The sequence below is a fragment of the Pseudanabaena mucicola FACHB-723 genome (assembly GCF_014696385.1).
Lineage (GTDB): Bacteria > Cyanobacteriota > Cyanobacteriia > Pseudanabaenales > Pseudanabaenaceae > Pseudanabaena.
Genome location: NZ_JACJQB010000012.1, coordinates 1 through 20614, shown reverse-complemented (window position 1 = coordinate 20614; position 20614 = coordinate 1). Strand labels below are relative to the sequence as shown.

General features: G+C 42.9%; 23 protein-coding genes. 14 read left to right on the top strand and 9 right to left on the bottom strand.

Annotated features, from left to right (window positions below):
• Positions 1–19: 19 nt before the first annotated feature.
• From H6F41_RS08255 to H6F41_RS08235, 5 genes are all read right to left on the bottom strand, one after another.
• Positions 20–925, bottom strand: coding sequence for a cytochrome c oxidase subunit II (locus tag H6F41_RS08255; protein WP_190403001.1), 906 nt, complete (start codon positions 923–925; stop codon positions 20–22).
• An 8-nt stretch (positions 926–933) separates the two neighbouring features.
• Positions 934–1533 (bottom strand): DUF2231 domain-containing protein, encoded by a 600-nt coding sequence (locus H6F41_RS08250; protein ID WP_190403000.1) that lies wholly within the window; start codon positions 1531–1533, stop codon positions 934–936.
• Positions 1530–2030, bottom strand: coding sequence for a DUF2231 domain-containing protein (locus H6F41_RS08245; RefSeq protein ID WP_190402999.1), 501 nt, complete (start codon positions 2028–2030; stop codon positions 1530–1532). Before H6F41_RS08245 ends, H6F41_RS08250 begins: the two co-directional genes overlap by 4 nt.
• A 169-nt stretch (positions 2031–2199) precedes the next feature.
• The gene (gene ruvA, locus H6F41_RS08240) at positions 2200–2844 is read right to left on the bottom strand and encodes a Holliday junction branch migration protein RuvA (protein WP_190402998.1); all 645 of its coding nucleotides are present in this window, start codon (positions 2842–2844) and stop codon (positions 2200–2202) included.
• A complete protein-coding gene (locus H6F41_RS08235; RefSeq protein WP_190402997.1) occupies positions 2841–3983 on the bottom strand; it encodes a hypothetical protein in 1143 nt (380 codons plus the stop codon). The genes ruvA and H6F41_RS08235 overlap by 4 nt, the downstream gene beginning before the upstream one ends.
• Before the next feature lie 245 nt (positions 3984–4228).
• Between H6F41_RS08235 and H6F41_RS08230 the strand changes: the two genes are divergently transcribed.
• A complete protein-coding gene (locus H6F41_RS08230) occupies positions 4229–5155 on the top strand; it encodes an NAD(+) kinase (protein WP_190402996.1) in 927 nt (308 codons plus the stop codon).
• A 34-nt stretch (positions 5156–5189) separates the two neighbouring features.
• On the opposite strand, the gene H6F41_RS08225 is transcribed toward H6F41_RS08230, so the two are convergent.
• Entirely contained in the window at positions 5190–5780 is a 591-nt protein-coding gene (locus H6F41_RS08225) for a DUF3177 family protein (protein WP_190402995.1), read from the bottom strand.
• Positions 5781–5873: 93 nt separating this feature from the next.
• Positions 5874–6296 carry a hypothetical protein gene (locus tag H6F41_RS08220; RefSeq protein WP_190402994.1) on the bottom strand — a complete coding sequence of 141 codons (423 nt, stop codon included), beginning with the start codon at positions 6294–6296 and terminating at the stop codon, positions 5874–5876.
• A gap of 108 nt (positions 6297–6404) precedes the next feature.
• Between H6F41_RS08220 and H6F41_RS08215 the strand changes: the two genes are divergently transcribed.
• Both H6F41_RS08215 and H6F41_RS08210 read left to right on the top strand, forming a co-directional pair.
• Positions 6405–6914 carry an FHA domain-containing protein gene (locus H6F41_RS08215; RefSeq protein ID WP_242022969.1) on the top strand — a complete coding sequence of 170 codons (510 nt, stop codon included), beginning with the start codon at positions 6405–6407 and terminating at the stop codon, positions 6912–6914.
• Positions 6915–6952: 38 nt separating this feature from the next.
• On the top strand, positions 6953–8569 hold the full coding sequence (locus H6F41_RS08210; RefSeq protein ID WP_190402993.1) for an NAD(P)/FAD-dependent oxidoreductase: 1617 nt from the start codon (positions 6953–6955) through the stop codon (positions 8567–8569).
• 2 nt (positions 8570–8571) lie between these two features.
• Here the strand turns inward: H6F41_RS08210 and H6F41_RS08205 are convergent, their stop codons facing one another.
• On the bottom strand, positions 8572–10020 hold the full coding sequence (locus H6F41_RS08205; protein WP_322095898.1) for a serine/threonine-protein kinase: 1449 nt from the start codon (positions 10018–10020) through the stop codon (positions 8572–8574).
• 86 nt (positions 10021–10106) lie between these two features.
• On the opposite strand from H6F41_RS08205, the gene H6F41_RS19255 reads away from it, so the two are divergent.
• The 10 genes from H6F41_RS19255 to H6F41_RS08155 all read left to right on the top strand — a co-directional run bounded on the left by H6F41_RS19255 (position 10107) and on the right by H6F41_RS08155 (position 19038).
• On the top strand, positions 10107–10424 hold the full coding sequence (locus tag H6F41_RS19255) for a chlorophyll A-B binding protein (RefSeq protein WP_322095897.1): 318 nt from the start codon (positions 10107–10109) through the stop codon (positions 10422–10424).
• 180 nt (positions 10425–10604) lie between these two features.
• A complete protein-coding gene (locus H6F41_RS08195; protein ID WP_190402991.1) occupies positions 10605–11357 on the top strand; it encodes a metal ABC transporter ATP-binding protein in 753 nt (250 codons plus the stop codon).
• A gap of 44 nt (positions 11358–11401) precedes the next feature.
• Positions 11402–11833 carry an alternative ribosome rescue aminoacyl-tRNA hydrolase ArfB gene (arfB, locus tag H6F41_RS08190; RefSeq protein ID WP_190402990.1) on the top strand — a complete coding sequence of 144 codons (432 nt, stop codon included), beginning with the start codon at positions 11402–11404 and terminating at the stop codon, positions 11831–11833.
• 72 nt (positions 11834–11905) lie between these two features.
• On the top strand, positions 11906–12943 hold the full coding sequence (locus H6F41_RS08185; protein WP_190403066.1) for a DNA cytosine methyltransferase: 1038 nt from the start codon (positions 11906–11908) through the stop codon (positions 12941–12943).
• A gap of 2 nt (positions 12944–12945) precedes the next feature.
• Positions 12946–14397: a protein NO VEIN domain-containing protein gene (locus H6F41_RS08180; RefSeq protein ID WP_190402989.1), complete on the top strand. Its 1452-nt coding sequence runs from the start codon at positions 12946–12948 to the stop codon at positions 14395–14397.
• A 3-nt stretch (positions 14398–14400) separates the two neighbouring features.
• Entirely contained in the window at positions 14401–15429 is a 1029-nt protein-coding gene (locus H6F41_RS08175) for a DNA cytosine methyltransferase (RefSeq protein WP_190402988.1), read from the top strand.
• 126 nt (positions 15430–15555) lie between these two features.
• Positions 15556–16170, top strand: a complete 615-nt coding sequence (locus H6F41_RS08170; protein WP_190402987.1) for a 7-carboxy-7-deazaguanine synthase QueE — start codon at positions 15556–15558, stop codon at positions 16168–16170.
• A 137-nt stretch (positions 16171–16307) separates the two neighbouring features.
• On the top strand, positions 16308–16958 hold the full coding sequence (gene queC / locus H6F41_RS08165; RefSeq protein WP_190402986.1) for a 7-cyano-7-deazaguanine synthase QueC: 651 nt from the start codon (positions 16308–16310) through the stop codon (positions 16956–16958).
• 8 nt (positions 16959–16966) lie between these two features.
• A complete protein-coding gene (locus tag H6F41_RS08160) occupies positions 16967–18415 on the top strand; it encodes an aminotransferase class I/II-fold pyridoxal phosphate-dependent enzyme (protein ID WP_190402985.1) in 1449 nt (482 codons plus the stop codon).
• Positions 18416–18483: 68 nt separating this feature from the next.
• Positions 18484–19038, top strand: coding sequence for an NUDIX hydrolase (locus tag H6F41_RS08155; RefSeq protein ID WP_190402984.1), 555 nt, complete (start codon positions 18484–18486; stop codon positions 19036–19038).
• A 42-nt stretch (positions 19039–19080) separates the two neighbouring features.
• On the opposite strand, the gene H6F41_RS08150 is transcribed toward H6F41_RS08155, so the two are convergent.
• Positions 19081–20019, bottom strand: coding sequence for a peptidoglycan DD-metalloendopeptidase family protein (locus H6F41_RS08150; RefSeq protein ID WP_190402983.1), 939 nt, complete (start codon positions 20017–20019; stop codon positions 19081–19083).
• Positions 20020–20432: 413 nt separating this feature from the next.
• On the opposite strand from H6F41_RS08150, the gene H6F41_RS18820 reads away from it, so the two are divergent.
• On the top strand, positions 20433–20614 hold a 182-nt coding region (locus H6F41_RS18820), incomplete at its 3' end, for a hypothetical protein (protein ID WP_206754050.1).

Below are 20614 nucleotides of genomic sequence, written 5' to 3'. Positions count from 1 at the left end.
GATTTATAAATTAAGAAATTTAATTAGAACTTGAATAATTCACTACAGGCGGAGCCGCAGGGATAACCGTTGCCCAATTATTCGCATTGGCGCGTTTGGCATATTCACTAGCCGCAGGATTGTAAGCCGCGACAGGAGTGGTACTAGCAGCATCCGCTAACCATTTCTGATAGGCTTCGGGCGATTCCACCACCACATCGGTTTGCATAGATGCAAAATAAGTACCGCTATATTCAGAATCCCGCAAGCGATATTTGCCTTCAAGAATAGGCGTAAATTCAAAATCAATATCATGCCCCGGAATTACATCTTGCTTTACGCGAAAGGCAGGAATAAACAAGCCATGCAGCACATCTTCGGAATGGAGGACAAGCTTAATTCTGCGATTGTTGGGTAAATGTAATTCTGTACTGCTGACATTGGATGTTCCATTGCCATAACGAAATTCCCATGACCATTGCCGCGCTAGGACTTGGATTTTTTCAACTTCTGCGGTTTTAGAATCGCTAATTTCAGACGCATCAGCCGCCGCCATCATCGCTCCATGGTGCGAATGATGCATTGGCCCTAAAATCGACATTTGATCATAGATTTGATAGCTATAAGCCGCGATCCAAATCACCAAGGCAAGGGGAATCGCTGTCCAGATGATCTCTAATTTGACATTTCCCTCAATGTGAGGACCATCACTATAGTCATATTTCTCGGCACGTTGAAACAAGATGGAATAGGTCACAGTGCCAACGACACCCAGAAAAATAAAGGTTCCTAATGTCACCAAAAAGCTAAATAGGTTATCAACTAATATTGATTCTGCCGAAGCTTGGGGCGGGAACCATGTATAGGCGGCTTGTCCCATCCAGAGACTGATGAATGCGATCGCGATCGCAATTCCACCTAAGGTTAAAATTGTGCGAAATTTCATGGTTATTCCTATAGCGAATTAAGATCTTGACCCATGCGTAACAGGCGATCGGCAGTGATGTGTACACCAAATTCAGAGGCAAGCTGTGCGCCTAAAGTGCCGTGGGCAAACATGATCACGAATATAAATAATCCCGTCAGCAAATAACTCCATTGCACCTGCTGCGCCATATCCTTGCGCCATAGAAAACGCTGAAATCCTCTCCATATTGTCATGCCGACAATCAGTGCTAGTAATAAAACCCCACCCACACCATGCCAGATCATCGTTTCCATAGCTTGCAAACCCCAAGCACTTTTGACATTGGGGTCGGGGGTAGCGAGAAGGATTTCGTAGAAACCTGCCGCCACCGTAAAAAAGGTAATCACCGATGCGGCGATCATGTTGTACCAACCCACGTCAAAAAAGTTGGAGCGGGCGGCGGGGATCGCCAGAAATTTAAAGAGGGGCTTTTCGATGACAAAAAAGACACCAACAATATCAAATCCGATCGCAACGATAAACAAACCAAGGGTCATATGCACAAGGTTGGGATGGATCGGCACAACGTAGGGCAAACCATTTGCGCCGATTTGACTACCTAGTTGAGTAATTAAATCTGGATTCATTTTAAGCCTGACTCCTTTAAAGCTTCAACAACTGGCACTGTATGCAGTCCATACACCCACACCAGCAAATCACCAAGATAGATTTGGAAGAGAACTATCGCTGTTAAAACGACACCCGCACCAAGAAACGAGAGGGGCAAATATTGAGGATCGCGTATACGCAGCACATATCGCCATCCTGTAATCGCGGCAATGATGCCTGAAAGTGACCAACCGATGATGGTATGTAAGTTTAAAGTTGATGCGACACCCGCATAGGGTTCAGCAAGCCCTGCTTCAATTTGTCCAAAAATAATCGCGATAAAAATCGAAATAGTGGCAAAAAACAAATTCCACCAACTGACTTCGTATAGGCGGAAATTACGAGTGAAGTAGCCGATCGCATCGCATACTACGGCAAAAAGAACCATCGCAATCACGAAATGCACCACAATCGGATGAATTGTGTCTGGATAGGGTAAATTATGGTCGTTTAACGGTGGAAGAGATTCCAACATAGTTATTTGTCAATGTTATTTGTCAATACTTAACAACATAGAATTTGCGATCGCAAATTCTATGTTAAATCAAGCTTGCTCTGCCCCGTATAAATGCTTATATAGACTTAAGATCACTACTCCCTTCCCAAAATTATTGTTGCAGCGCGAAGCGCTGCAACAATAGGGATTATCGAGATAGCCATGCGATTGCTTCTTTGATCCAAGCTTCAATATCTTGGGTTTTCGCTAAAATTGGCAAACTTGCGATCGCAGTGAGAGCGCTACTAATTTCTGAAGGTGTATAGCCTAACGCCAACAAAGTCATTTCTAATTCTTCCTGTAGTGCCACACTCAAAAGATTGCCTACGGCGCTAACTGTGCCAACCTGCGCCAACCGACCATCAGCCAACTTGGTTTTTAATTCTAAAGCTAGTCTTTCGGCGGTTTTTGTGCCGACCCCTGGGGTTAAGCTCAATACCCTTGTATTGCCTGAAACGATTGCCTTAACTAAATCTTGGATACCTAAACTATTTAATAAAGCCAACCCCACTTGCGTACCAATGCCCGACACACTAATGAGTTGGCGAAATAATTCTCGCTCAGCCAAGGTGGGGAAGCCATATAAAGACATCTGATCTTCACGCACAATCAAATGCGTAAATATTTGCGTTTCTGCACCTACGGCTGGCAATTTATTGGCAGTGCTAGCCGTAATTTGAATATCGTAACCAATACCCTGCACATCAAGGGTGAGCCAATAGGAGGGTGTACTTTTTCGAGAACTGTCGGCAGCCTTACAAGCGGCAATTGCACCACGCAAAAAACCAATCATCGGCGCGGCAAAGGAGGAAACTGAGGCAGTTGCACAGCCGCCAAAGAATTTACGGCTTTACGGGGACTAGCATTTGCGATCGCAACCTGATCTGTCTCATCCCTATCCAAATTGTCGCTCGTTTTGTTATCGCTAGTCTTGGCATTGCCATACAAAGACTGCATAAATTTAGGGGTTGCCACCGTAGATACCATTGAGGAATTAGTCAATCCTGAGCTAGGAGAAATTGAAGCATCAGTTTCTCTAGGTTGAGTATTTGGTGGCTCTGGTCGCTCTGATACGGATTGAGTATATCGGGGAAACAATGAATCTGGAACAGGCTCTGCAACAATTGGGGTAGCTGATTGCAGTGGCGGTAAATTTAAACCTGTGATCGGTGAACCTTGATAAGCCTTATGGGGGCGCATGATCAACGGCGAAATCGGCTGAACTTTTGTAGGGATTGATGATTCTGACGATGCTGATCCGCTCTCTGATTCAGGTGGCGACTCTGCATTAGCAGAATCTTCACTAATGCGGACATTATTAATCGATTGCTCTTGACTAGTTAACTGAGCAGTTAGTTGTTCGGTTAATTGTTCAGAGGACTGATATACAGGCGCAATCTTGACGACATTCTGCATTTGCGCGTCGTTATTAGATTGAACGGGAGTAATTTTTTCGTCAGCCAACTTGGCAACTGACCAAGACTCTAGCGCTGAGGTTGCCATTTCATTATTGGCGGGTGTGGAGGTGTCGAGACAACGCTCAAGGGCAGCTTTTAGTTGAGAAGTATGATGCTGTTGACGTTTGAGGCGATTGCGTAACTCATCGCAGTTAGTATGCACATCCTGCAATTCACGCTCTAACTGATCAATGCGTGACTGCAAAGTTTGGGTGAGAGTTTCCTGTCTTTGGATGACAAGCTGAGACAGTTGCAACTGTTCTTGGGCTTGTCTTAATAAAACCTGTGCTTGCTGAGTTCGCTCATTACAGAACTGTAACTCTTGCTCTAAAGCCTGACGTGGCAGGGCATTAAACAGAGTTGTTGGCTCACCGAGTACGTTTACAGATACACTCTGAAGTGGAGTTTGCGGCTCTGGCATTGAAGGCTCAATGCTCTCTTGTGATGATGAATCGCCAAATCCAGCTTGACTCATGACTTACCCTTCACACCAAGAATTTTACCTAGTGTCAAATTTTATCTTAAAAATTTGTTGTTTGTACTATTAATTTTCATCAATTGCTAAAAAATCCTAACAATTAGCCGACAATTAGCAAGGTTTAGCGCAAATTTTATTCATCAATAACTTTAGAAAATAGTAAATCAAGCCTTTTATTTGAAGAGATTCCGCTAAAGTCAACAATATATTGTCACCATGTAGTGCCAAGTTGAGAAATATCTGTGAAGATTAATAAAGCAATTATCGCCTACAAGTCGGGTAGTCAAGTTGGTAAAGCATGGGCAGAGCGATGCAGTCATGAGTTAGAAGCTTTAGGAGTCAAGGTTTTAATCGGCCCTACGGGGGCAACGGACAATCCCTATCCTGTATTTTTAGAGTCAATGCATCAAGATATTGACTTAGCAGTTGTGTTAGGTGGTGATGGGGCAACCTTGGGAGCCGCAAGGTATTTGGCGAAACTAGAAATTCCTATTTTGGCGATTAATGTAGGAGGTCATCTAGGATTTTTGACGCATTCTATTGAGGAATGTGAAAATACCATTGAAATTTGGGAGCGCCTTTTCGCGGATCGATTTGCGATCGAGCGGCGCATGATGCTAGAGGCTAAGGTCGTTACTGTTGATGAGGGATTGGGCGGCAGATTGGGGCAACCCACGGGGCCTTTTCTCTGTCTGAATGAGATGTGTGTGAAGCCCGCATCTCCCGATCGCATGGTAACAGCATCATTAGAGTTAGAAATAGATGGGGAAGTGGTGGATCAATACCATGGTGATGGTTTGATTGTGGCGACCCCCACTGGCTCGACTTCTTACACAGTGGCGGCGAATGGCCCAATTGTGCATTCAGGAATGCATGCGATCGCAATTACGCCAATTTGTCCCTTAAGTCTATCAAGTCGGGCAATCGTGATTCCTCCTAAGCTAACCGTAAGTATTTGGCCATTGTCAACGGATGATTTCAGCTTAAAACTCTGGACAGACGGCGTAATTGCTACTTCAATCTTTCCGGGCCAGCGTGTGGATATCCAAATGTCAGACTGTCAGGCTCAGTTTATTGTCTTGCGTGAAGAATATTCCTATTACCAAGCCCTGCGGCAAAAGTTGTTGTGGGCAGGGGCAAGGGTAAGCTATCCCAATCAATATCGATGAGAGTTGCGGCGCTTTGCGCCACAACTTGCGAGAGCTAGTCACGAAATGCGATTCTGCCAGTTTTCGGGAGGCTAAAGGCAAGAAAAACAAATAGGTACAAAACATAAACAATGCCCCCAACAGCACCAAAAAATGCCAAGTTTTCCACGGGTACATTACTATGCAAGATACTGCTGAAACTGAGGGGTGGCTCAAACCAAATTTTGCAAATATCACTAAGCTGCTCGACACTTACAAAGGCACAGTTCGCAAATAGCAGTCTAAAAATTGCACTCAGAGAGCAATAAACGGTGACTGCCCATCGCCATCCCAAATAAATTGGTTGAAGTTTGGTGCGAGATGCGGCAATATCTTCGTTAAGGTCTTGCCAAAACCAGAGGGAAAGCGCGATTAAAACCATCGCCACAATTCCTGAGACAAAAGCTACGCCCAGACTGCCAATTGCTAAGTAGATCGTGATTAATAGCAAACTTGCCACCCGCCAATAGACAAGTAGCGATCGCTTAATTGCCTCATCATTGATGCGTAATGCCCAGCACAACAACCCAAAGGGGATGAGAACAACAAATAGTAGGGCTAAGCGATAGTCTAGCCACACAAGCTGACGGATAAGGGTTGCATCCATAAAAACAAAAATTTTCTGACCAGATATTTGCAATCATCGTACTACAAAGACGGCTTGTACCGCCCGCTATGCGGTTAGCACAAGCTTCTAGGTTCAGAGCCATTCGCCGCCATGAAATCGCCAACGGGGAAAAATAATCCGCATGATCGACTGGGAAGCTATAAATACAATCAGCCACACTGAGGCATAGTGCAGTAAAAATTTATCGAAGGGAAGGTTGCTGAACCAATCTGGTTTGAAGGCTTGGTTGATCAGTAAGCGAAACGGAAAATAGAAGAAAAATGCTTCCCAAATACCTGCGGCTAGTTGTAAAGAAGCTGGCCAGTCATGATCCCAGCGAAATTTTTGGAGTTGATTGTAGGCGATATCCCAAAGACATCCTAAAACTGCGATCGCAATTAATACTAGAAAATAGCGACTTTCACCACTCAGACTGAAGGGGATAGTGGCGAGGATGCCCATAGTTCCAAACAGCAAAATTCGAGTTTGCCACCGTCCAAGTAAAGTCGGAGTCATGGGATTTGATGGTTGGAAATGTAATGAACAGAACTAGGTCAGATCATATCGCCGTTGCGATCGCAGTTGCAAGGGGCTAAACCTCAGCTATATTTGGAATGCAGCAGTATGTTAAGAGCGATTATGTCGGAACTGACAATAGCTTGGACGGAATCGGGCATTGCAAGAACTTATAAAATAAGTGAGTCAATGATGGCAAAACTCGGGCGCGATCCCGCTCGATGTGACTTGGTTTTGACACATCCCACGGTTTCAGGCTTACATGTGCTGATTTACTTTGATCCTCAGAAACAAAGCTTTTGGGTGCGAAATATGCGCGAGTCTAACCCTCCCATCGTCGATGGCAAACAGTTAATACAGGGGGAAAGTCAGCTAAACCAAAATAGTGCGATCGCCTTGGGGCAGCAGATTTTGCAAGTTACCCAAATCATGATAAATGCACCTCACGACCCTGCACCAATGGCAACCCAACATATTGCCAAGCAGGTCTACGGCTTGCAATGTCCAAATTTCAAATGCGCCAAGATTTCCACCTACGAAAAAATTTCCCTAGTCTGCCCTTGGTGCGGTACTTCGCTGGCTGGTGCTGCGAGTAGAATTTTGCCTACTCAATCATGACGAAACATCTCAAAATTTAAGTTAAATCCGTTGGCTCTATGTTACGAATTACCGAAATTAAACTACCTCTCGATCATCAAGAAGATGACCTCAAAGCTGCCATTCTCAAAAAACTGCAAATTAAGCCAGAAGAACTAATCAGCTATGCAATTTTTAAGCGTAGTTATGATGCACGAAAGAAAACAGATATTTATCTGGTTTACATTGTCGATGTGGAAACAACCCTAGAACCGCAGCTTTGCGATCGCTTCCAAAAAGATCCCCATGTGTTGCCCACCCCTGACACCAGCTATAAGTATGTGGCAAAAGCTCCGCAAGGTTTTGGTAATGTCACAGGTACGCGCCCCATTGTGATTGGTATGGGGCCAGCAGGAATGTTTGCAGGGCTAATGCTTGCACAGATGGGATTTCGACCGATTATTTTAGAACGCGGTAAGGCAGTTCGCGATCGCACGGCGGACACCTTTAACTTTTGGAAAAAGAGAGCCGATTTTAATCCTGAATCCAATGCTCAATTTGGGGAAGGCGGTGCGGGGACTTTTTCGGATGGGAAGCTCTATAGCCAAGTCAAAGATCCCCAACACTATGGACGCAAGGTGCTGACGGAATTTGTCAAGGCGGGAGCATCTCCCGAAATTCTCTACATCAATAAGCCCCATATTGGTACTTTCAAATTAGTGGGCATTGTCCAGAGCATTCGCGCCACCATTGAATCCCTTGGTGGCGAGATTCGTTTTCAAAGTCGTGTTGAAGATATTCAGATTCAGGAGGGCAAGGTCAAAGGGGTGACGCTGGCAAGTGGAGAATATTTAGAAAGCAGTCATATTGTGTTGGCGGTTGGTCATAGCGCTCGTGACACCTTCCAAATGCTTTACGATCGCGGTGTATATATTGAGGCAAAACCCTTTTCGATTGGCTTTCGGATTGAACATCCCCAAGCGCTGATCGATCAGGCAAGATTTGGTAATTACGCAGGACATAGAATTTTGGGTGCTGCCGATTATAAGTTGGTGCATCATTGTCAAAATGGACGTTCTGTTTATAGCTTTTGCATGTGTCCCGGAGGTTTAGTAGTGGCGGCAACCTCAGAAGTGGGCCGTGTAGTTACTAATGGCATGAGTCAATATTCTCGCAATGAGCGTAATGCCAATAGCGGCATTGTCGTGGGTATTACTCCCGCAGACTATCCCGGACATCCCCTTGCGGGTATTGATTTTCAGCGCCGCTTAGAGTCGCGTGCCTTTGAGTTGGGCGGCGGAACCTATGCAGCTCCGGGGCAACTGGTGGGAGATTTTCTTGCTAATCGTCCTTCCAATCATCTGGGGATGGTCACGCCATCCTATGCCCCTGACGTGCATTTGTGCGATTTGAGCGAGAGTTTACCTGATTTTGCGATCGCAGCCATTCGAGAAGCACTACCTGCTTTTAATAGACAAATCAAGGGATTCGCGATGGATGATGCGATGTTGACGGGTGTGGAGACGCGCACTTCTTCACCAATTCGGATTAAGCGCAATGACAAGTACCAGAGTCTCAATGTCGAGGGGCTTTTTCCTGCGGGAGAGGGGGCTGGCTATGCAGGTGGTATTCTGTCGGCGGGAATTGATGGCATCAAGGTGGCGGAAGCAGTGGCTTTGAGTATGGTCTCAAGCTAGCTCTATTTTTTGCGACAAATTTCTAAGCGATAGAACACACTATCAACGAGGTTAAATCCTTCCCAAAAAAACAAACTTGGTAAATGTCCCTGCGGCGCGGCGATCGCAAAGGTGAGGTTTTCATATTTACGCCAAACCTTGGGCAAAAACGGCAGATTAAACCATATAGATTTGCGCCACCCAACGCGATCGGCAAACTTTTCATAGACCTTGGCAAATTCCCAGTAGGTATCTTCGCGATAAATCAAGCGACCATTGAGACTCTGCCAAATTTGTTGTTGGGCAGTCCACCCAAAGCGGCAATTAGTGGCTTGCATCCATAACTGATCGATCGCTAGCCAGACTTCGCAGGGGATTTTCTCGATATCCGATACCGTTAATTGAGCAATTCTTTCTTTCTTAACTAGATCCAAAATAATTTGATTGGTCAGCAGATCGCCTGCTTGCCATTGTCCTAAATTGAGAATTTCCCTTAATTCGTCAATTTGAGGAGAATTATTTAAGGAAAGATGTTTCTTTGGACTTTTAGTACCTTGATGATTGGATTGTAAATCCTCAAGAACAGCCTTGGCTGAAGCATAACGATTTGCGATCGCAGGTTCGATCAGACGATTGAGAACCTGTGTTAAATGCTCAGATATTGGAGTTTGCAGCTTAGTTTGCCAAATCCAGCGATCTTTATTGTCGTCGTATAGGTCAAAGGGAGAAATTCCTGTTAAGAGATAAAGACAAGTTACACCCAAACTATATAGATCACTTTGCGTAACCGCTTTTCCCCTTGCTTGCTCTGGGGCAATATATTCCGCACTACCAATTAATGTACCTGTCCGACCAGCCGTATTATGGGTAATTTCCTTGGCTGCTCCAAAATCCACCAGCACTAAATCTCCTTCCGCTCTAGCGCCATGTCTGCCTTGAGATAGGGGATTCAATACCGAACGGCGAATGATATTGTCGGGTTTAATATCTCGATGAATAACTTGATGTTCATGGATAAATTGCAGCACAGGCAAAAGATTTTCGAGTAGTTGATAGATTTTTGCCTCGCTAAAGATGCCCTGACATTGCAGTTCCACATAGAGATTTTCACCCTCGATCAGTTCTTGTACGAGATAGAGGTAGCCATCCTCTTCAAAATAGGAAATTAATTCGGGGATCTGTGGATGCGAACCCAACAATTGCAATTGCTCTGCTTCTCGTTCAAATAATGCGATCGCTTTTTTGATTAAGGCTGGCTCTGACCACTGCGGCAAAAATTGTTTGATCGCGCAGGGTTGCCCCATTCGCCCCCAATCCTTTGCCCGAAAGGTTCGCCCCATGCCACCCTGTCCAATTAGTGCCGTTGCTTCATACAGTCCCTTGAGTCGTAAGCTCTTACCGCAACTCATGCAAAATTTTCCCTTGGGGGGATTGTTGGGTTGACTGCAACTAGGGTTTAGGCAATAGGGCATATTTCTGATGGCAGATTTACATTTGCTGTAAACAAATGTAAAGTTTAGTTAACTGATAGAAATCTTCTGTAGGAAAGGAATTAATCATGGTATCAACCCCAACCAAACCACAAAACAACGATAACGAAGCTTCTAAAACCGTTAAAAATGTCGGTCTTAATGTAAATCCTACAGGGGCAGGTGTATTTGGGTTTAGTAATTTTGCTGAGACTTGGAATGGTCGGATGGCAATGATTGGTCTAGTCGCTGGCTTCGCAAATGAAGTCTTGACTGGCAAAGGTATTCTCGCTCAAGTTGGCATCACTGGCGGCATTAGTGTATTGTTTGTCCTATTTTTCACAGGCTTTACGGTGGCAACTCTGCTCGGCTATTACGCTGTTAAAGCGACTCAGAACGTCGAATAAAACCAAAAGAGAGTTGCGGCGCTTCGCGCCGCAACTCTCTTTTGGTTTTATGTTTTAACTTGTGTGGCTATAGCTATACAAAAAAAGATGGAGGCATATCTCCATCTTTTTTTGTTGGGGAAACGCAAATATTTGGGTATAATTTTGAAAACGATTATCATTTTTTGAGCATCAGCATCTATGCTTGAAGTGCAGAACCTATCGGTGAAATATCGCGAAGTCACCGCGCTCTCGGATATTTCCTTTAGCATCCCCTCTGGCTCATTGGTGGGACTGATTGGAGCCAATGGCGCAGGCAAAAGCACCTTACTCAAGGCGATGCTCGATCTGATTCCTGCTCAAAAAGGTCAGGTTTTTTATCACCAAAAACCACTCAAGCAACAACGCCAAAAAGTTGCCTATTTGCCACAGCGATCGCAAATTGATTGGGACTATCCTGTGACCGTGTGGAATGTAGTGATGATGGCGCGAACCTTGCACACTGGATGGTTTGGCAAAATTAGTCGTCAGTCTAAACAAATTGTGCAAGAAGTATTAGAGCGCGTCGAACTATCCGAATTACGCGATCGCCCGATTAAACAACTTTCGGGTGGACAACAACAGAGAGTATTTTTGGCGAGAGCCTTGGCACAACAGGCGGATGTCCTGCTATTAGATGAGCCATTGACCGCAGTTGATAAAAAGACTGAGGCTTTGATGTGGAATATTTACAATCAGCTTAAGCAGGAAGGAAAAACTTTATTGATTAGCTGTCACGAGTGGGGCGATACCCTCGATCGCTACGATCAATTATTACTGCTTAATCGGCAATTAATCTCGATGGGTACGCCACGTCAAGTGATGACTACCGCCAATATTCAGAATGCCTATGGTGGATCGGTTGAGCAAATAAATAGTAGCGATCGCACTGAGGAAGATCTATTATTTTGTTAAAGGAAACCTTTACGAAGCTCTGCAAATAAGCCTTTGCCATATACATGCTCGAAATTACCAAATATACATCCATTGCGATCGATGAAATTAGTATTACTGCCATCCGATCGCAGGGAGCAGGCGGGCAGAATGTGAATAAAGTCTCCACAGCCATTCACCTCCGTTTTGATATTAATGCTTCATCTCTATCGCCTTTGTACAAAGAACGTTTATTGAATCTCAATGATCGGCGGATTACCAAAGATGGAATTATTGTAATTAAGGCACAACAACATCGCACTCAAGAGCAAAATCGGGAGGATGCGTTCCAGAGGTTGCAAGCATTGGTCAAAAGTGTGACCATTGTGCCGACGAAGCGTAAACCGACCAAACCATCGCGGAGCGCTCAAAATCGACGCATTGAAAGCAAGGTAAAACGCAGTGAAGTCAAGGCTTTGAGGGGTAATGTTACGGATTTATGTATTACTGGTATATAGTTTGGTGAGGTCAAATGCACCTGATTTAGACGTTCTTTTTTTATTCTTTTTTAAATCATATTAATTATGCAAATGATTAAACACAATACAGTTGTAGACTTGTTTTGCGGCTGCGGTGGTTTATCTTTAGGCTTTATGAACACAGGATATGAAATAATGCTTGGTATTGATCATGATCCTAATGCTTTAGAAACCTTTAGAAAGAACCATAAGAATTCTCAAGCACTCTGTGGTGATATTACTTTATTAAGTAAAACTGAAATCAAAAAATACACTAAAAATAAAGAAATAGATGTTCTGATTGGTGGTCCCCCCTGTCAAGGCGTATCCTTGTCTGGTCATAGGCTAAAAGAAGATCCCAGAAACAAATTGTTTCTGTCCTATTTAAGGCTTTTATCAGAATTAAAGCCTAGATCGTTTGTAATGGAAAATGTGCCTGGATTAATAGGGTTGTTCAATGGTGAACTCAGGGATATTTTATTAAAAGAGTTTCATGAAATTGGGTATACAGTTTCTTATAAAGTATTAAATGCGGCAGATTATGGTGTCCCTCAGTTTAGAAAAAGAGTGTTCTTTATTGGGCTATTGAATGGGAATAAATTTGAATTTCCAGAGCCTCATACATCTCGATTAGTTACTTCCTATAACGCTTTGTCTGATTTGCCTGAAAACAGTCTTGAAGATGGTAGTCCATACTTTTTAGAACCTTCAGAAAAATATCAAAAATGGATGCGAAAAGAATCAAAAGGGATCTATAATCATCAAATCACCAGACACTCTGAAAAAACTAAAAGTATTATCTCTCTAGTTCCTGATGGTGGAAATCATAAAGATTTACCATTGGATTTGAGAGAAACTCGTAAAGTAAATATTGCTTGGACTCGTTTAAATAGCAAAAAACCAAGTTTTACTATTGACACTGGTCACAGACATCATTTTCATTATGTGTATAACCGAGTTCCAACAGTTCGAGAAAGTGCAAGACTTCAGTCTTTTCCTGATTCGTTTATATTTTTTGGAAACAAAACCAGCCAATATAAACAAGTTGGCAATGCAGTTCCACCGCTTTTAGCCGAAGTGATTGCTAAAAAACTTTTGGAGTATATTTAGATATGAATAATTATGTAACGCCAGAAGAATATAAGCTGGAATTGCATTTTCCTCGTTCTAGGTTCAATAAAGATCTTGAGGATACATTGCTACTTTTAGCAAGTAAAATGGTTCAATTGGGAACCACTCCTAAAGCTGAATTTAAAATGGAGATAAACGCATATTTACGTCAATTGAGTACGGATAGCCTAGCCGACAAGGCTATTGATAATCAGAGAACTGAAATGACAAGACTTTTTGGTCTTACAAAACTTCGGAATAATGAAGTCATAGTCAGTAATAGAACTTTATTATTAGTCCAGACTCAAGATACCCCTCGTTTTTTTAAGTCAGTTTGCAATAAATTTCAATATCCAAATGGCATAAACAAAATTCAATTTATTGAAAAATATGTTGCTAATGAAGTTAAATTTAAGCCTGCTCAGTATCTAATAAAACTACTTCGAGAAGGAAACAAAAAAAGCAACGGAAAATCATTTGCTATTACAGCTAAAGAAGTTGCTCAATTAGTTTTTAATGATAAGCGAGTAACAGTAGAACAAGAAACACCAGAAAGAAGAATTAATTTATTTTTCGATCTACGAAATAGAAGCATATTGTGTGGTGGAAGTAATGATGAAATTCGTTACGCACGAGATTTTCTAAACTTCATGGTAGCAGCAAATTTGCTTATTGAGTTTAACAAAAAATATTTTCTTAATGACCATGAAAAAGATGCACTAGATTTTATTGCCAATGATGAAACCTTTTTCTATGAATTTGATATAGCCAAACAAGGTACTGTTGTCGAGCGCGACGAAATAAAAGATGTACTTGAAAATTGGGATGATTACTACGCTGATGCGGACTTCGTTGAAGAGTCAGCTTTAAAAACCACACTATCATCTTTCTCACAGACTACCGTTGAAATTATAGATGAAAATAGTGAAATACAAAGTGTTACTACTGGTTATGAGATATCCGAAGACATTTTAGAAATTGTTAAGCATGAGGAAGAAACTAAACAAACAACTAAACAGATCGGTGATGAAGGTGAAACCTACGTTTACAGTCTTGAAAAGCTTCGTGTAAATGCTGAGCGCCCTGATTTAAGTGGGCTTGTAAGAATAGTATCTAATGATACAAGTTTAGGTTTTGATATTCAGTCTGTATTTGCTAATGGACTGAAGAAATATATTGAAGTCAAAACAACTAAACGAAATTTTACACCAGATTTTAACTCAACTTCATTTTTTAGTATTTCTTCTAATGCTTGGGATACAGCAAAACAACTTGGAGATAGTTATTATATTGCACGAGTTATCATAGCAAAAGAGAGAATTTCAGTATTTGAAATTAAAAATCCTTTTCAGAAACATGAGCAAGGAAAAATCAGATTACAACCTCTTGAATACCGTCTTACTTATACAGAAGAAGCTGGGGTGATAATTGTTAAAGACCAAATCAACATTTAGGATATGAAAAAACTTCGTATAGTATCTTTGTTTTCAGGTTGTGGCGGTAGCGATTTAGGGTTGTTAGGAGGATTCTCATTTTTGGGAGAACACTACAAACGTCTTCGTACCTCTATTGTATTAGCCAATGATATTGATGTTTTTGCGGCTGACACATACAAAGCAAATTTTAAACACAACTTTATTTGTAAAAGTATTACTGATATTTCATCGATAGAAATACCAGAACATGATGTTTTAGTAGGTGGGTTTCCATGTCAAGCTTTCAGCATTATTGGACAAAGAAAAGGATTAAATGATACTAGGGGACAATTATTTTTAGAAATGGGAAGAATTCTTAAAGATAAACAACCATTAGCTTTCATTGCTGAAAATGTAAAAGGTTTAACTAATATTCAAAAAGGTAAGATATTTGAAACTATATTGAAAGAATTTGAACAATCTGGGTATAACATCTTTTATAAAATTTTAAATGCTGCTAATTATGGAATTCCACAAAAAAGAGAACGTGTCTTCATAGTTGGCTTCCGTAAAGACTTAAAGGTAGAGTTTGTATTTCCCACTTCTTCTGACAAACTCATCCCGTTGAAATTAGTTTTACAGGATGATTATGATAAAAGGTTTATATTTTCTGAACGGGCAGTTCAAGGATTAAAAAATTCAAATAAGGCTTTTAATAAAGGTCGTATTCAGGATATAGAAAAACCTTGTAATACAATCAACTCTCATTTAGCAAAAATTAGTTTAAATGGTACAGATCCAGTATTGCTTGTAAACTTAGAAAAAGAAATATATCGCCGTTTTACTCCATTAGAAGCTGCTCGAATACAGTCATTTCCTGACAACTTTATTTTTCCCGTCAGCGAATTTCAAACTTATAAACAAATAGGTAATGCGATTCCCCCTGTATTAATGTGGCATCTTTTTCAAGAAGTATTATCATCTATTGATAATGCCGTTAGTACATCTACAATTACAAAATCTTATAATTCACATTTTCATATCATGCCAGTTTTGGCTTCTACCAGATAAATATAATTATCGTATAGCAATCTTAATTCATTCATTCCACCATTTGCCAATCGTCGAAACGTTATATTCTGTACAGGGCGAAGGTACGAGTAATATCAGGTCGCGTCACCAAGGAAGAAATTAGTAGTGGATCAAGTCAACCATTCTCACCATTTGCCCATAGTTGAAACATTTCATTCTGTGCAGGGTGAAGGTACATGGATGGGCAGCAATGCTTTTTTTATTCGCCTCGCAGGTTGTGATGTTAGCTGTCCTTGGTGTGATACCAAAATATCTTGGAGTACCAAACATCATCCCCAAATTGCGATCGCAGATCTCGTCACAGAAGCGGTAAATGCTAAACCTGCGATGGTGGTGATTACGGGGGGTGAGCCATTAATGCACGACCTGACAGTGTTAACTCAAGCTCTAAAAGCAGAAGGATTACGAGTTCATTTAGAAACATCAGGATCGCATCCCTTTAGTGGCACTTTTGACTGGGTGACCTTTTCTCCCAAAACCTTCAAACCACCCCATACGAGTATTTATGAACAGGTGCATGAACTAAAGGTTGTTGTGAAGGAACAGTCGGATTTAGTCTGGGCAGAACAGAACGCCGCCCAAGTGGCTGCCCATGTCGTCAAATACTTACAATCTGAATGGGAGACTCCTAGCAGCAAAGATTTGGTCATGCAGTATGTGTTGCATCATGCTGATTGGCGGATTAGTATGCAAACTCACAAGTTATTGGGCGTTCGCTAGCACCAAAGCTTAAACCGCCCGCGACGCGGGCGGTTCAAAGCTTTGAAAAATAGTAAAAATCGCGAAGCGATTTTTACTATTTTTCAGCCTTCGTCAAGCTGACGTGAAGAAAGACAAAGAAACAAAATAGAAAAACTATGAAAAAAGCGATCATTCTATTGTCGGGCGGACTCGACTCCGCAACTGCGGCTGCCCAATCAATTGCCGATGGATATGAGGCAATCGCCATCTCCTTTCGCTATGGTCAGCGTCATGAACGTGAGTTGTTGGCGGCGCGACAGGTGGCGGCTGCCCTCAATATCAAAGAACACTTTATTGTCGATGTGAATTTGGCACAGTGGGGCGGCTCGGCACTGACCGACGCGAATATTGCTGTACCGACGGCTGGTGTCCAATCCGATGAGATCCCGATTACCTATGTTCCCGGACGCAATACGGTATTTATTGCGATCGCATTATCCCTTGCCGAATCGAAGGGGGCAGAAGCCATCTATTTAGGCATTAATGCGGTGGACTATTCAGGCTATCCTGATTGTCGTCCTGAATATTTAGAAGCATTTCAAAAGTTAGCGGCACTATCCTCAAAGGTCGGCATCGAGGGCAATGCGATCAAGTTAATAGCTCCATTGGTCATGGACTCGAAGGTAGACATTGTACGCCGCGCCCAGCGTTTGGGTGTGCCAATTGATTTAACATGGTCATGCTATCAAGGCGGCGAAGTCCCCTGCGGTGTGTGCGACTCTTGCCGCATTCGCGACAAAGCTATTTTAGAGGCAGCAATTGCTTAGCACTGGGCATGGATCAAACTCAAGCGCCACTTTTAGAATTTGCCCAGCAATACCTTGATATTGATGACGCACCTTTTTATATGCCCGGCCATAAGCGCGGTCAGGGAATTGATCGGGAACTGCTGGAACTGATTGGTAAAAATGTCCTGCGGCTCGATTTGCCAGAACTGCCCGATCTCGAAGAGGCAATTGCCACCGCCGAAGCCCTCGCTGCCGAGGCATATAATTGCGATCGCAGTTGGTTTCTGACCAATGGCTCGACCTGTGGTGTTCAAGCAATGCTCTTGGCGACCTGTGGCGAAGGTGACAAGGTTTTGATTGGACGTAATTGTCACAAATCTGCGATCGCAGGATTAGTGATGACGGGTGCAACCCCAATTTATTTGCCGACGACATATTTGCCAGAGTTTGACTTAGATTTTGGAGTGAGTCCTGCCACCCTAGAATTATTTCTGAGTCAGCACCCTGATGCTAAAGCCGTGATGCTGGTCAGTCCTAACTATTTTGGCGTTTGTGGTGAACTGGCAAAGATGGCGGCGATCGCCCATGCTTTTGATGTGCCATTACTCATCGATGCTGCCCACGGAGCGCATTTAGGCTTTCATCCCGATCTGCCCCAGTCCGCATTGCAAGCGGGAGCCGATCTAGTGGTGCAATCAACCCACAAAGTCGCAGGCAGCCTTACCCAATCTTCAGTCTTACATTTACAGGGCAAACGCATTAATGCAGCACAAGTGGATCTCGCCTTGCAAATATTGCGATCGAGCAGTCCCAATTTTTTACTGTTGCTCTCTTTGGATGTGGCGCGGCGACAGATGGCAATGCAGGGCGAACAGCTTTTAACAAAAACATGGCAACTAGCAAGAGAATTGCGATCGCAATTCTCTAAAATCCCTAATCTCCGCACCTTTAGCGCCCATGAAGTGCCAACCCTTGATGAAACTCGCTTAACGGTGATAATTAATCAGCTCGGGATAACTGGTTTTGCCGCAGATGAATATTTACGGCAATTTAATGTGATTGCGGAAATGCCTACTCTGACGCAATTAGTATTTAGCTTGAGCATTGGTAATACTCAAACTGATATAGAACGTCTTGTTTCTGGATTTCAGCAATTGACTAGGGAGAGGGCAGCTGGTCACAGGTCGCAGGTAATTACAAGTTATGGATTAGATAAATTCGATAATTTCCCAATTCATCACCAATCTCGATTGACTCCGCGTCAAGCCTATTTTGCTAATTGCGATCGCATTTCCCTACACCAAGCAATTGGACATATCAGTGTTGAATCCCTCTGTCCCTACCCCCCCGGCATTCCCTTGCTGTGCATTGGTGAAGAAATCACCATCGAAGTTGTGGAAATATTACAGGCAATTTTGCGATCAGGGGGAGTAATTAATGGCGCTAGTGATGCCAGTCTGGAGACGATTCTTGTGGTCAAGAACACGAGACAATAAGTAGCTAGAAACCTGTGGTTCACGCGCATAGGTTTCTAGCTACTTACAGATTTATTAGCAAAAATTTCATGTCAGATCTTACCTCGGCGCAAGTTTTACAAAATCGCCTTAGCTATCAGGGCAGCAAATTCTCATTTCACGTTGATCGCATTAAGTTACCCAATGGCATTACGGGTGAATACTCTTACATTAAGCATCCGGGGGCAGGAATGGCAGTTCCCGTTACTGCCGATGGCAAATTTGTTCTTGTTAAGCAATATCGATTTGCGATTCAGCGCTACCTCTTAGAATTTCCTGCGGGTACTTTAGAGGTCGGCGAAGATCATGGCTTGACCATTCGCCGCGAAATAGAAGAAGAAACAGGCTATAGCGCCAGTCAGTGGCAATATCTTGGTGGATTTTACATTTGTCCGGGCTATTCCGATGAGATTATTCATGCCTATCTTGCTCAAGGTTTGACCAAGCTTGAAAACCCACCTGCCCAAGATGAAGATGAAGAGATCGAAGTGGTGCTGATGACTCGGCAAGAAATCGAAAATTTATTGCGATCGCAAAGTGCTGATACGAGTCTTGATGCCAAATCAATTACCGCATTTTATCTAGCAATTCAGGCTTTGCCATAACTAAAACCATTGGCGGCGCTTCGCGCCGCCTTGAATTGAAGATTAATCTTTAAAACTGTTGGAAGCTAAATCTAATGTGACTTGACGCAGTTGCAAGTAATCAATCGGGTCAACAGCATTTTTGCCATCGGGCTGAATCTCAAAATGGAGATGCGGCCCCGTACTGCGTCCTGTAGTTCCGACCTCCGCAATTGGCTGCCCTTGCCGCACCATCTGCCCCTTAGCGACATAGACTTGGTTGGTGTGGGCATAGAGCGTCAGTGTCCCATCGGCATGGCGCAACTCGACTATATTGCCATAGCCACCATCTGTCCAGCCTGCATCGGTGACAACACCATCAGCCGCCGCAAAAATAGGCGTACCTGTTGGCGCAGCAAAGTCTACCCCCTTATGTAAGCGCCTCTCTCCAGTAATTGGATGCACACGCCATCCAAAACCTGAGCTAATTGTTGCATCTGACACGGGCATAATGAATGTGGAAATACTATTGAGGTCAATTGCAGCAATGTTCTGCGGCAATTGCATTGTCCATTGTCCTGGTTTCTGAGATTTGAGGCGCAAATCTTGAGGATTAAGGGTGACATCGGGCGAAAGCTCCACCACCATGCGCGTAGTATTGGCATCGACTTGCCCAACCCTTACTGATTGCACACCCTTGCCCACTCGTCGCCGCACCGTTGGCCCCTGATAGACGATACCGGGTAAATCAATCACGATGCGGGTAGGGTTACTAATGACCGTTCCCCTTGGCTCGATGTCATTTTTTAGCGAAAACTCAATTTTGCTATCGGTCAAGTCATAGACAAAGGTTTCGAGACGATTTGCCTGTGCCGTGGGTGTTGCGATCGCAATACTACTAGCAACACCACAGAGAAATAGTAATAATAGGCGCTTATTGAGCAAATTTAATGCTTTGCGTGGGGAACTCCCATGCAAGAGATGGCGGGATAAGTTACGGGAATAGGATATGAATTTTTGCATGGGAACGTTGCGCTGTAAAGGGTTTGAGAGCAAGCTACGAGCCGCATAAATATATATGACAATGCATAGAAGCAGTGGATAAAAGCGTTGTAACTATACTTTTAGAGGTCTTGAAGATGATGCTCTGAAAATTTGCGTAACGAGAACGAGGGAGATTCTACATCAATTTCAAGGGAATATGACAACTTGTAATTATTAATATGCTGAAAAGTTGCATTGGATGGTATTAACTTGTACGGAACTTGTAGTGATTTTGCTATCGCTTCTAGCCAAGAAATGAGTTGTGGCGCGAAGTGCCACAACTCATTTCTTGGGTTTTGGGTTTTAACAAGACTGAATGCAGCTATTGGAAGATGTTGGCTGTAATATTTGTGGCATCTCAAAATATCCGCCTGTTACCAAGTCGTTAAATTATGAGCTTTGACTCGAAACTCAGAAATGCGATCGCCAAGCTGCTAGTAAATCACTCAAGTATCCTGACAGACATCGCACAATTAAGTAGCCATGCAGAATTATTTACACATATCCGAACTAATGGGAAGATTCTAAGAATCACCATATCCGAACTAATTACTGTGAGACTAATTGAGCCACT